This window comes from uncultured Algibacter sp., from assembly GCF_905480415.1.
Taxonomy (GTDB): domain Bacteria; phylum Bacteroidota; class Bacteroidia; order Flavobacteriales; family Flavobacteriaceae; genus Algibacter_B.
The window spans coordinates 1-12,992 of the sequence record NZ_CAJQQI010000159.1 but is presented as its reverse complement, the minus strand read 5'-3'; the positions used below and the strand labels follow the sequence as shown (position 1 = coordinate 12,992).

At 32.1% G+C, this 12,992-nt stretch carries 14 protein-coding genes; 9 read left to right on the top strand and 5 right to left on the bottom strand.

The genetic code is table 11. The annotated features are described in order from the left end of the window. The coding region (locus QZ260_RS10990) for a carbonic anhydrase family protein (protein ID WP_295986130.1) at positions 1-396 on the top strand (396 nt) is incomplete at its 5' end. 440 nt (positions 397-836) lie between these two features. Beyond that, complete coding sequence (locus QZ260_RS10985; protein WP_295986128.1) at positions 837-1,598, top strand: hypothetical protein; 762 nt, start codon at positions 837-839, stop codon at positions 1,596-1,598. 75 nt (positions 1,599-1,673) lie between these two features. Here the strand turns inward: QZ260_RS10985 and QZ260_RS10980 are convergent, their stop codons facing one another. Further along, positions 1,674-2,621: a phosphoribosylaminoimidazolesuccinocarboxamide synthase gene (locus tag QZ260_RS10980; protein WP_295986126.1), complete on the bottom strand. Its 948-nt coding sequence runs from the start codon at positions 2,619-2,621 to the stop codon at positions 1,674-1,676. Between the two features lie 189 nt (positions 2,622-2,810). Next, complete coding sequence (locus QZ260_RS10975; protein WP_295986122.1) at positions 2,811-3,764, bottom strand: PhoH family protein; 954 nt, start codon at positions 3,762-3,764, stop codon at positions 2,811-2,813. A gap of 249 nt (positions 3,765-4,013) precedes the next feature. Between QZ260_RS10975 and QZ260_RS10970 the strand changes: the two genes are divergently transcribed. From QZ260_RS10970 to dnaN, 6 genes are all read left to right on the top strand, one after another. Beyond that, positions 4,014-4,907 carry an SAM-dependent chlorinase/fluorinase gene (locus QZ260_RS10970; protein WP_295986119.1) on the top strand — a complete coding sequence of 298 codons (894 nt, stop codon included), beginning with the start codon at positions 4,014-4,016 and terminating at the stop codon, positions 4,905-4,907. 14 nt (positions 4,908-4,921) lie between these two features. Continuing rightward, positions 4,922-5,218 (top strand): antibiotic biosynthesis monooxygenase family protein, encoded by a 297-nt coding sequence (locus QZ260_RS10965; RefSeq protein ID WP_295986118.1) that lies wholly within the window; start codon positions 4,922-4,924, stop codon positions 5,216-5,218. 124 nt (positions 5,219-5,342) lie between these two features. Beyond that, positions 5,343-6,059, top strand: coding sequence for a gliding motility-associated ABC transporter permease subunit GldF (gldF, locus tag QZ260_RS10960; RefSeq protein ID WP_295986116.1), 717 nt, complete (start codon positions 5,343-5,345; stop codon positions 6,057-6,059). Beyond that, positions 6,060-6,545: a hypothetical protein gene (locus tag QZ260_RS10955; protein ID WP_295986114.1), complete on the top strand. Its 486-nt coding sequence runs from the start codon at positions 6,060-6,062 to the stop codon at positions 6,543-6,545. It begins immediately after the preceding gene. Continuing rightward, a complete protein-coding gene (gene gldG / locus QZ260_RS10950; RefSeq protein ID WP_295986110.1) occupies positions 6,538-8,205 on the top strand; it encodes a gliding motility-associated ABC transporter substrate-binding protein GldG in 1,668 nt (555 codons plus the stop codon). Before QZ260_RS10955 ends, gldG begins: the two co-directional genes overlap by 8 nt. 173 nt (positions 8,206-8,378) lie before the next feature. Next, entirely contained in the window at positions 8,379-9,497 is a 1,119-nt protein-coding gene (dnaN, locus tag QZ260_RS10945) for a DNA polymerase III subunit beta (RefSeq protein ID WP_295986107.1), read from the top strand. 308 nt (positions 9,498-9,805) lie between these two features. Here the strand turns inward: dnaN and QZ260_RS10940 are convergent, their stop codons facing one another. Then, positions 9,806-10,144, bottom strand: coding sequence for a DUF4870 domain-containing protein (locus QZ260_RS10940; RefSeq protein WP_295986105.1), 339 nt, complete (start codon positions 10,142-10,144; stop codon positions 9,806-9,808). A gap of 423 nt (positions 10,145-10,567) precedes the next feature. Between QZ260_RS10940 and QZ260_RS10935 the strand changes: the two genes are divergently transcribed. Continuing rightward, positions 10,568-10,927 (top strand): PID-CTERM protein-sorting domain-containing protein, encoded by a 360-nt coding sequence (locus QZ260_RS10935; protein ID WP_295986103.1) that lies wholly within the window; start codon positions 10,568-10,570, stop codon positions 10,925-10,927. A 605-nt stretch (positions 10,928-11,532) separates the two neighbouring features. Here the strand turns inward: QZ260_RS10935 and QZ260_RS10930 are convergent. After that, on the bottom strand, positions 11,533-12,363 hold the full coding sequence (locus QZ260_RS10930; protein ID WP_295986101.1) for a hypothetical protein: 831 nt from the start codon (positions 12,361-12,363) through the stop codon (positions 11,533-11,535). A 418-nt stretch (positions 12,364-12,781) separates the two neighbouring features. Further along, positions 12,782-12,992 (bottom strand): universal stress protein (locus tag QZ260_RS10925; RefSeq protein WP_295986098.1); only part of this gene is annotated, 211 nt, incomplete at its 5' end.

The following is a 12,992-nucleotide window of genomic DNA, read 5'->3' as shown; positions in this document are numbered from 1 at the left end:
CATAAAATAAACGGTGTTATTTACCCTATTGAAATGCACTTAGTACATGTTAGCAAAACGGGAAGTATTACTGTTTTAGGATTATTGGGTGAAGAGGGCGAAGAAAGCCAACTCTTTGAGTTTTTTGAAAGCTTTTTACCTCTTAAAAATGGGGCTAATAAGGAGATTCATCAAAAAATAGATTTATCTAGCTTGTTTTTAGAAGACAAACATTATTACTCTTATGACGGCTCATTAACCACGCCACCTTGTAGCGAAGGTGTTAATTGGATTCTATTTAAAGAACCTATTATTTTATCGGTTGAGGAGGTTCTAAAACTTCGAAACAACATGCCGATTAATAATTATAGAAACGAGCAACCTTTAAATGATAGAATGGTAACACTCAATTATTAACACTTAAAAATTGATAACTTTTCGTTCAATAATTGTAGTAAAACTACTTTTTAAATTTAAAATTCTAACTTCGCTTACTTTTGCTGAACTGGTTTCAGTATCGACTGATATAAGTCATTAAAACGATGTCATATCGTTAAAGATAAGCGTAACCCATAGAATAGCTCATGAAAAAAGACCTTAATTGCGGCAAGGTCTTTTTATTATAATTTAATTATTTCCTATTTTAAATACTCGAAAACATCTTCAGAATAAAGAAAATTAAAAAAGTCGACTTCAAATAGTAATAGATAAGAAACTCTATGTTTAATATCGAAGCTCCCAAAAAATTTGACTCCATAAATGTTAAAAAAAGAGTTAACAACTATTCGTTCAACATATTAAGCATCAACAATCTAATTATTATCTTGAGCGTCACACTAACTATATAATTAATAGACATGGCAAAAAAAATTACAAACGTTGATGGCGATGAAACTTCAACACCATCAAATGATGGTAGCGTTTTTACTCCTAGCGCAGCAAATGCTTCCAAATCAAAAATGTATCGTGTAATAGCAATAATTGGCTGGCTTATAGCCATTGGTATAGAGATTAAAGTTATTTTAATGCTACGCGAAGTACCCATAAACATGAATTGGATTATTGGTTTTATTGTAGGCATGCTAATCTTGGTTGTTATTGCCAATATACTCTGGAAAAAGGCTAACCGATTAGATCCAGCTTCAGAAAAAAATAAAACCAAATTTTTTATTCAAAATCAATTAGGGCTAATTATTAGCGTTATTGCATTTTTACCATTGGTAGTGCTTATTTTAACTAATAAAAATTTAAGTGGCAAACAAAAAGGTATCCTTGGCTCTATTGCTGGTGCCGCGCTTTTAATTGCTGGTTTAACGGGTACAGAATTTAATCCAGTATCACAAGAGCAATATGCTGAACAAACAGCACAAGTTGAAGGTTTCATGGGTGGCGTTAATAATGTGTATTGGACAAAATCTGGTAAAAGTTACCATCTTTATCAAGATTGTGGTTATATAAACTCTAAACGAACCACTGAAATATTTCAAGGTAAAGTTGCAAGTGCTAGAGAATTAAAAAACATAACAGATATTTGTGACCGTTGTGCAAATAAAGCAAAAAAGCAACAGGTGTTAGATATAGGAAATGAAGCTGAAGATAAAGCTGAAGCCACAGAGTAACAATATTCTATTTAAAATTTAAACAAAAAAAGACCTTGAATAAAACAAGGTCTTTTTTGTTTTATTAAATAGCTCCTATTTTAAATACTCTAAAACATTTGCTTCAATACGTTCTAGTATATTACTTACGTCTGCCTTTATAAAAGTTTCGCCTGTAATATTTTCGTAAAGCTCTATATAACGCTCAGAAACCGTTTCAATATAAGCGTCGCTCATATAAGGCACCGTTTGCCCTTCTAGTCCTTGAAAGTTATTGGCTATTAACCATTGGCGCACAAACTCCTTAGAGAGTTGTTTTTGGGTTTCGCCTTTATCTTGACGCTCTTGGTAGCCTTCGGCATAAAAATAGCGGGAGGAATCTGGTGTGTGTATTTCGTCAATTAAAACGATTTGTCCTTCTTTTGTTTTTCCAAATTCGTATTTGGTATCTACTAAAATTAAGCCTCTTGAGGCAGCAATTTCAGAACCACGCTGGAATAATTTACGCGTATAATCTTCTAGAACCACATAATCTTCTCCTGATACGATACCACGTTTTAGGATATCCTCTCGAGAAATATCCTCATCATGGTCGCCCATTTCTGCTTTGGTTGCTGGTGTAATGATAGGTTCTGGGAACTTATCGTTCTCTTTCATGCCTTCTGGCATAGCCACGCCACAAAGCATGCGCTTGCCTAATTTGTACTCGCGTGCGGCATGCCCAGACATGTAGCCACGAATAACCATTTCTACTTTAAAAGGCTCACATAAATACCCTACAGCCACATTTGGGTCTGGTGTTCCGGTTAACCAATTAGGAACTAAATCCTCAGTTGCAGCCATCATTTTAGTAGCAATTTGGTTTAGTATTTGCCCTTTGTATGGAATGCCTTTTGGCATCACAACATCGAAGGCTGAAAGCCTATCGGTGGCTACCATAACCAACTCTTCATTGTTAATGTTATATACGGCTCTTACTTTACCTTTGTAAAGACTTTTTTGACCTGGAAAATTGAAATTGGTATCGATAATGGTGTTACTCATTTTTTCTTGCTTTTAGCCCCTGGCTGTTGGCTTTTGGTAATTATTTATTTGTTTATGCGACACTTCGACTAGGCTCAGTGTGACATTTATTGTTTTATCTAAAAACCCTAGCCCAGATTGATGCGGCATACTTTTTTGTTTTTCTCAAAAAAGATATATCGGAAAGCTGGAAATTGCTTCTAAAAAAAATTAGTCTACGTTTTCTATACTTTTATATGCTGCTATTACTTTTTTAACGAGTTTGTGACGGATAACGTCTTTATCGTCTAAAAAGATCATGCCAACGCCTTCTACATTCTTTAAAATTAACAAGGCTTCTTTTAATCCAGAAATGGTACGGCGCGGCAAATCTATTTGCCCAGGATCGCCGGTTAATAAAAACTTAGCATGCTTGCCCATACGTGTTAAAAACATTTTCATTTGGGCGTGTGTTGTGTTTTGTCCTTCATCAAGAATTACAAAGGCATTATCTAAAGTACGCCCGCGCATAAATGCCAATGGCGCAATTTGTATGGTGCCCTTTTCGATATAACTTGCTAATTTCTCAGGCGCAATCATATCTCGCAACGCATCATAAAGTGGTTGCATGTAGGGATCTAACTTTTCTTTTAAATCTCCTGGCAAAAACCCAAGGTTCTCCCCTGCCTCAACCGCTGGTCGTGTTAAAATAATACGTTTTACTTCTTTGTTTTTTAAGGCTTGAACCGCCAATGCAACACCCGTATAGGTTTTACCCGTTCCTGCAGGCCCAATAGCAAAAACCATATCGTTTTTACGCATAAGCTCTACCATTTTACGTTGGTTTGCGGTTATGGCTTTAATCATTTTTCCCCCAACACCATGCACAATGGTTTCGCCACTAGCCTTTGATGTGGTATAATCATCACTACTTTGGCTTGTCAGCACGCGCTCTATAGCGTTTTCATCTAATTTATTATACTTCGCATAATGCTTTAGAAGCATAGTGATACGACGGTCGAATTCCTCTAGCAATTCTTCATCGCCAAAGGCTTTAATTTTATTACCGCGTGCTACAATTTTTAATTTAGGGAAGTACTTTTTAAGAAGTTCTATGTTGGCATTTTGAGCTCCAAAAAATTCTTTTGGAGTGATTTCTTCAAGTTCAATAATAATTTCGTTCAAAAGCGTGTTATTAGTTTAGTTATTAACCCGTATAATATGTTGAAATAATGTTTACTTATATAAAATGATTTATTAGTTTTATTCAGTATTTCTTATTTTCACTAAATAAGACATCAATAGCCTACATTTTTCATTTAAAATATAAAAACTAAAACGAAAATTTATGTAGGTTTGTATCACATACATGTGAAACTCAAAATTAATAATTTTGATTGAGTTAACATTAAAAACATATCAACAATTTTGCCAATGGCAATCATAACATTAACAACGGACTTTGGTGAAAAAGATTACTTTGCTGGCGCTACAAAAGGCGCTATTTACAGTGAGCTACCCGATGTTAAAATTGTTGATATCTCACATACTGTTTCGCCATTTAATATTCCTGAAGCGGCTTATATAATTCAAAATGCATATAATAGTTTTCCGAAAGGAACAATACATATCATTGGGATTGATTCTGAGATAAATCCTGAAAACAAACATATTGGAATCAAGTTAGACGATCATTATTTTATTTGTGCCAACAATGGTATAATGAGTATGATTTGTTCTGAAATTGCTCCTGAAAAAATTGTTGAAATTAATATTCATGATAAAATTCAGACTAGCTTTCCTGTTTTAGATGTGTTTGTAAAAGTGGCTTGCCATATTGCTCGTGGTGGCACTTTAGAAGTTATTGGTAAATCTATTTCTGAGATAAAACCAATTAAAAACATTGTACCTTACGTTAATGATGACAAAACCCAAATTGTTGGCAGCATTGTTTACATTGACAATTACGGCAATGTAGTTACTAATATTAAGCGACAATTTTTTGAAACGATACAAAAAGGACGTGATTTTGAAATTTCGGCTCGTAATTACACATTCAAAAAAATTCATGATAAATACAGTGATATTGTAAATTTTGAAATTCCCGAAAACAAACGACAAGATGAAGGTAGAAAACTTGTGGTTTTTAATTCTGGTAATTTTTTAGAAATTGCTGTTTATAAAAGTAATAGTGCAACTATTGGCAGCGCATCAACACTTTTAGGCTTAGGACTAATGGATGCGGTAAGTATTAACTTTATACCAAAACCAATTGTTCCTAAACGATTAGAAATTCAGCAAAATGCAACCAAAGCTGCGGATTATTAATTTAAAGAAAATTTATGCTCGTTAGAATAGTTAAAATGGGGTTTTATAAACAGAATATTGAAGTGTTTCTTCAAAATTTTGAGGCTACCAAAACTAGGATTAGAGCTTTTGAAGGTTGTGATTTTTTAGAATTATATAGAGATAAAAAAGACCCTAGTATTTTCTTTACTTATAGTTTTTGGGATTCTGAAGAGGCTTTAGAAACTTATAGACAATCTGAATTATTCAATACTGTTTGGAGTAAGGTAAAACCGCTTTTTAGTATTAGACCGGAAGCTTGGAGTGTTGATAAAATGGAAACTTTAGAATAACAAATAAAACGTCATTGCGAGATAAATTAATAAATTTGTTGTGGCATTCTTTTAAATAATAAAACGATTAAACAGATTACCGCGTCGTTACCTACTAATAATGACGTTCAAATTAAAAAATAAAATGTTAGCCATACTTAAAAAAGAAATAAACTCATTTTTCGCCTCCCCAATTGGGTATTTGGTCGTTGCTATATTTTTAGTTTTAAACGGGCTATTTCTTTGGTTATTTAAAGGTGAGTTTAATATCCTAGATTATGGGTTCGCTGATTTATCATCGTTCTTTTTATTGGCACCTTGGATTTTAATTTTCTTGATTCCTGCAGTAACCATGCGTAGTTTTTCAGATGAAAAAAAACAAGGTACTTTGGAGTTGTTATTAACGAAACCTATTTCGCATTTCAACATTGTTTTAGGTAAATATTTTGGAGCACTCATTTTAATTTTAATTGCGCTTACACCAACTTTACTTTATGTTTACACGGTTTATCAATTAGGAAACCCTGTCGGTAATATAGATATGGGTAGCACTTTAGGGTCGTATTTTGGCTTATTTTTTTTAGTAGCAGCTTATGCAGCTATTGGCGTATTTGCTTCTACTCTATCAGATAATCAAATTGTTGCATTCATAAGTTCTGTCTTTATATGTTTCATCTTTTATATTGGTTTTGAAGGTATTGCGGAATTTATGTCAAGTGATTTTATAGAACAATTAGGCATGAGCACGCATTATAAAAGTATGAGTCGAGGTGTTTTAGATACTCGAGATATTATTTATTTTTCAAGTATTACTGTGTTCTTTTTAATGCTAACCAAACTAAATATTAACAAAACGAAGTAAATGATTATAACGCCTTTAGTTGTTTTTTTTCTAGTTCTTGTATTTGTAGTTGTTTGGCTATTTATAAATACTATTGATAAACGTAAATGGCTGACGTTAATAGTCAGTTTAGTATTAACGCCTATCGCTTATTTCTATTTATTTTACCCGATGCTAAATATTTTTAGTAGTTATCATCATGAAAAACACTTTGATGCTAATGCTTGGGAAGAACAACCTGCTTTGCGCTACGAAATGGCTAATCAAATAATAACGGATAGCTTATTAATAGGAAAAAATAGAAATGATATTGAGGCCCTTTTAGGGGAATCTGAATGGTTTGGATGGGATGAAAATTTGAAAGCTAATTCGGAAGAAAAATGGAATTATAATATGGGATCTGTTCCTGGAGCATTTAATAATTTGCAAGAATGTTTGGAACTTCAATTTAAAAACAATAGTGTTAAATCGGTAAGACCGTATCAATTAGAAAAAACTTTTGAATAAGACTATAAAACACATATTAATCCTCATCATCGCCTTAATTGCGATTAACGTTATAAGCGGTACGTTTTACAAACGTTTTGATTTAACTACTGATAACCGCTACACATTAAGCGAATCTGCCACACAAATTATTGAGGCTATAGAATCTCCTATACGTATTGATGTATTTTTAAAAGGCGAAGATTTCCCTTCGGAATTTAGGCGACTTCAAAACGAAACCAAACAATTATTGGAAGAGTTTGCAGCTTTAAACAACAACATAGTCTTTAAATTTATTAATCCATTAGAAGACGAATCTACACGAGAACGTAATATACAGCAACTCACACAGCGGGGATTAAAACCTATGCAATTGAGTGTTCAAGAAAGCGGAAAATCTACTCAAGCAGTGATCTTCCCTTATGCTCTGGCAAGTTATAATGAACAAACCGTTGTTATTCCGTTAGTAAAAAATAAAATTGGAGCCTCTCAACAGGAATTAGTTAATAATTCTGTTCAGAATTTAGAGTATACTTTTGCAGATGGTTTTAGCAAACTAACAAACCCAAAGCGACGTAAGATTGCAATTTTAAAAGGGAACAAACAATTAGAAGATAAGTACATTGCTAACTTTGTTAAAAAACTAGGCGAGTATTATTATATTGCACCATTCACGTTAGATAGTGTGGCATCAAATCCACAAAGCACACTTAAAGATATAAAAGGTTTTGATTTAATTATTTCTGCAAAACCTACCGAAGCTTTTACTGAGGAAGAAAAACTGGTTCTAGATCAATATACCATGAATGGCGGAAAAAGCCTGTGGTTAATTGATGCCGTAGCTATGGAAAAAGATAGCTTGTACAACGCTACAGGAACAAATTACGCTGTTAGTAGAGACTTAAATTTAACTGATTTCTTTTTTAAATATGGTATTCGTATTAATCCTTATATGGTAAGTACGCTATACTCTGCTCCCATTACTTTGGCTATGGGAGAAGGCAGCCAGTCTCAATTTCAACATTTAAAATGGCCATATTCACCTTTAGCGAGATCGAGTAGTAATCATCCTATTGTTAATAATTTGAATTTAGTGAAATTTGACTTTGCTAACCAGATTGATACTTTAAAAAATAATCTTGATAAAACCATTCTTCTTGAAACAGCACCGTTAACAAAATTAGAAGGCACACCTAAAGAAGTGAGTTTAGAGTTGGTAACCCAAGACCAAGACCCACAAACTTTTGATAAAGGCAATCAAACCCTGGCCGTGTTATTAGAAGGCGAATTTAATTCGGTTTATAGCAATCGCGTAAAGCCATTTAAACTTGAAAAAAACCTAAATAAAAGCATCCCTTCTAAAATGATTGTGATTGCCGATGGCGATGTTATAAAAAATGATGTGACTAGAAACGTACCACAAGAATTAGGATTTGATAGATGGACGGGACAAACTTATGGCAACAAAGAATTTTTACTGAATGCGGTTAATTACTTATTGGATGATAACGGACTTATAAACATTCGATCTAAAGAAATTGCTGTTGCATTCTTAAATCAAGAGAAAATAACTTCAGAGAAAACCAAGTGGCAACTTATAAACATCTTATTACCACTAATATTACTAGCTGCTTTTGGTTTAGTTTTCAACTACCTAAGAAAGAAAAAATACGCTTCTTAAATGTTAATAAGTTTGTTTCCAAATATAGAGAGTTTGGAATATATTTGTAAGTAGTAGAAATACAATTAAAACTAAGCTTTAGATGAAACATTTATTACTAAGCGCAATTTTTTGTGATTAGAATTACAACGTAAATGTTACATGTGGCCTTTTAAAAAAATATAATCCAGCACATGAAATTTATAGTATCAAGTACTTATTTATTAAAACAGTTACAGGTTTTAGGTGGCGTTATTAATAGCTCGAACACTTTACCTATTTTAGATAATTTTTTATTTGAACTAGATAATAGCCAACTTACCGTTTCTGCGAGTGATTTAGAAACGACTATGGCTTCAACCTTAGATGTTGAAAGTGATAGCAAAGGTAGTGTTGCTATTCCTGCACGCTTGTTATTAGATACTTTAAAGACCTTTCCTGAGCAACCTTTAACTTTTGTTGTTGAAGATAATAACACGGTCGAAATCAGCTCTAATCATGGTAAATACGCTTTGGCTTACGCTGATGGAAACGAATTCCCAAAAGCTGTAGCTCTAGAAGACCCAAGTAAAACTGTTATAACTGGTGCTGTTCTAGCAACTGCTATTAGCAAAACAATTTTTGCTGCGGGAAATGACGATTTGCGCCCTGTTATGAGTGGTGTGTTTTTTCAGTTTTCTACAGAAGGATTAACTTTTGTTGCTACTGACGCTCATAAATTAGTAAAATATACTCGTGAAGATGTAAAAGCAAATCAGGTTGCTGAATTTATTATGCCTAAAAAACCATTGAATCTTTTAAAAGGTATTTTGGCAGCTAGTGATAATGATATTACGATTGAATACAACGAAAGCAACGCTAAATTTACTTTTGAAAACTCTGAATTAATTTGTAGGTTAATTGATGGAAAGTATCCTAATTACGAAGCGGTTATACCGAAAGAGAACCCGAATAAATTAGTGATTGATAGAAATCAGTTTTTGAATTCTGTGCGTCGTGTTAGTATTTTCTCTAACAAAACGACACATCAAATTCGATTAAAAATTGCTGGTGCTGAATTGAATATCTCTGCTGAAGATATTGATTACAGTAATAAAGCTGAAGAGCGTTTAACTTGTGATTATCAAGGAGACGATATGCAAATTGGTTTTAACTCTCGTTTTTTAACTGAGATGTTGAATAACTTAACTTCTGATGAAGTACAGTTGGAAATGAGTATGCCTAATCGCGCAGGTATTTTAACACCTGTTGATGGACTTGATGAAGGCGAGCATATTACCATGCTTGTAATGCCTGTTATGTTGAATAATTAAAACGCACTCTTGTTTATTCAGGAATCTTATACTATAAAAGTGGTTATCTTAATTTAGATAACCACTTTTTTTGTTTCGAATGTTAAATCTCTGCGCTAACACATTAACCTAACGGCAAGCCTGCGTTAAGGATTGCAGTAAAAAGCCCACAGTGAGTTCCGATAGTTATCGGATAAGCGAGGACTTGCAAGGGAAAGCCTGACCCCTTTCTCGGGGTAACCTGCCTGCGGGCAGGCAGACGCCAAAATATTTAAACAAAAAAAACGCCCACTAAAAAGTGAGCGCTAAATTTATCTCGTCTAACGAAACTAACTAATAAAATTAAGAGATAAAGGATATGTTGGAGATTCGCCTCTACTTGCTTTTACAGCATTTATAATAGGAAATACCACTGAGATAATACCTAAAACCAAAAAGCCTAATAGACCTAAGCCGAATAATAAAATTAACGGTAAACAAATGATGCAATACACGATTAAACTTAATTGAAAGTTTATGATGTTTTTACCGTGTGTATCCATTTGGTACACCTTTTCTTTTTGCGTAAGCCATAACACCAATGGTAATAATAAACTACCGAAACCAGTTACCAAAGTGATTAACTGACTTAAATGTGTAAGGACCAAAAGTTGTCTGTCTTGTCTCATGATGATTAATTATTGATTGATGCTTATATGACGTAGTTTTTACTAAAATGTTACATTTTCAACTAATTATAGTATAAAATCACCAATAATTAAGTAAAGAACACTTAACTCTTTATTCGTTCCATAGTATAATTAATACCTTTTATTTAATGTTCATAGAAACCGATATATAAAACCTGTTTTTTCATATTAATACATAAATAATCATTAATAAATATAATCTTAAAAAAAATCAAAAAAGCTATGATAGTATTTGGTTTAATGGAAACTATTCTTGTTGTTTTAGGACTTGTTATTTGACAATGCTGCACCTTTCGTCGATACTTAAACTCAACTCGGCGTCTTAATACGACAAGTCAACGAAAAAAAATAGTAAAATCCTACAGTTATAGTTATATTTGTTTAGCTATTATATAACAAAAAATGAAATCTCAAAAAATGAAATCTCAAAACAACATTTCTAAATTATTAGGGGCTCTCTTTATAATTTTTGCCTTAACTTTTTCAACAAGTTCTCATGCGGTTGATAGCAACAGCTCAAAAAGCTCTAAAAGCTCTAAAAGCTCTAAAAGCTCAAAAAGCTCTAAAAGCTCAAAAAGCTCTAAAAGCTCTAAAAGCTCTAAAAGCTCTAAAAGCTCAAAAAGTTCAAAAAGCTATAAAAGCTCTAAAAGCTCTAAAAGCTCTAAAAAAACTGATTCAGTTCCAATAGACGGAGGACTTAGTATTTTATTATTAGGAGCAGCTGCTTTTGGTGTTAAAAAATTACGTGACAATAAAGAATAAAAAAAATTATTTGCACTTAATTAAAAGTTGTGAAATTGCAAATAAATAGTAAACAAGTCTTTAATAGAGATTAAAATAAACTTAAAAAACCTGAGCAATAAATTTATTGCCCAGGTTTTTTAAGTTTATATCGTTTTTTCATAAATTGTATTGTTGTAGATTATCTCAAATACAAACCACAACATGTCAATATTAATCTACCCCTTCTGCACTATATTCAGTCCTTACATACATTATTTACCTCAAAATATTTTCCTCTACTCTCTCTAGAGTTTTTAGACAAATTTGTGAAGAGGGTTTTTGTATTAATTAAATTTCATGATATAGCCACCTGAAATTGTGGCACTCGTTTAAACCATAAATTAATATCTAAATAAACTCTTTTCTTGTTAGAAAAACTTTGTTCAATCTCAAAAACGAATTGAAGTTAAAGAAAATTGAGAAATCTTTTTTTACACTTGACAGAGACAAACTCCTTACAATTGTTTTTAGCTCACTAAATAGTACTTAATGCATCATTATTTCTTAACGAGACTTGTTTCAAAAATAAAACCTATTTCTTCTCTCATATATTTAGCAAAGCTAGATTACTTTAAAAACCTAAATTATTTAATTACAGCCACTTCTTCATTTACAGAATCGACTAATTGAATCTTCCAATTTTTAGCCAACTTTATTAATTGTTGGGTAAACGCCACCATAAAAAAAGTATTACCCACCATTTCAAATAGTTCCTCAATTAGTCTAGAAAAATGTTCAACCGTATCCAAATCTGTATTAAAAAATGATATTATTCCATCATAAACACTTACATCCAACTCTTCGAAAAAATCAATAAATACTGAAGCAACGAAACAAGAAAAGCCTAGTACTATAAGTATCATTTGATTTTTTGTTTTTAAGTTTTTAAATAAAAAAAACAACATAAAAATCGCTATTAAACCGAAAATAGGTACAAATACAAATTGCCAACCATAACTAGGGAAAACATCAAACAAATTTGAAATAACACTAGGACTATGTTCATGTCTTGCTTCTATACTATTTCTAAATGCTGTGCCAACACTTTCATGTAACATAGAACCATCATCAACAGCTAAATAAGTAAAAAATAAGGCACTTATTCCCCATCCTATTTTTTCTGTTTTTTTCTTTATTAAATTTGGCTTAGAATATAATAACACAAACAAAATCATCCACAAAACAATTGCTATTGCCAATAATTGAATACTAGAAAACCAATTTGGCAAACCATCATCTGCGGCAATATCTACCAAACTTTGAAGGGCATAACTATCAGCCCACTCGTAATGATTCAGAAAGACATCTGCTAAGCCTAAAAAAAGAATAATTATACCCCAAAAAGTGATTAACCCACGTAACAAAAGTTTTTTATTTATTTTAAGAACCTGAAATGATTCTGATTGATTTGTCATAAAATTAATACGTTAATATTTCTACAATATTAATTTAAAATTTCGATTTAATCGATTATTTTAGATAAAGCGCAAGATTTATTCTTCCTCAAGAAGGATATTTATCTCTTCACTTTTTTATTCAACCTTATCTTTATTTATAATAGCCATTTAGGTATTTTGCCGTGGCTAGATTTAATGGCATATATTATTGGAAAGATAGAAACCATGGAGAATATAATAAAGTCGAATATACCGAAAAATAATATGGGTGAATAAATACACTAAAGTATACGCTTCAAACTTGTCTAGTTACCCAATATCCTAATTATAAGTAAAGCCTGAGTTATGGTATTACCAAAATGATTGAAGCATAAACCTTAAGTTCTATTATAAAAAGGATGGTTTTAATTTAATAAGATTTCAATATCTAAAAACCTTATGAGCTTCGCTGCATAACCAAGAGCGGAATATCAATTTTAAACGCAAATTTTTCCACTGTATGTGTAGTGAACAAACGCTCTAAAAATGAATGCTTTTTATTCATAATGACTAACATATCTATATTGTTTTTTTCAATATAATCATGAACTACATTAAACATATCATCTTTTGCTGTTTCTACAAATTCATGTCTCAGCTGGCTAAAA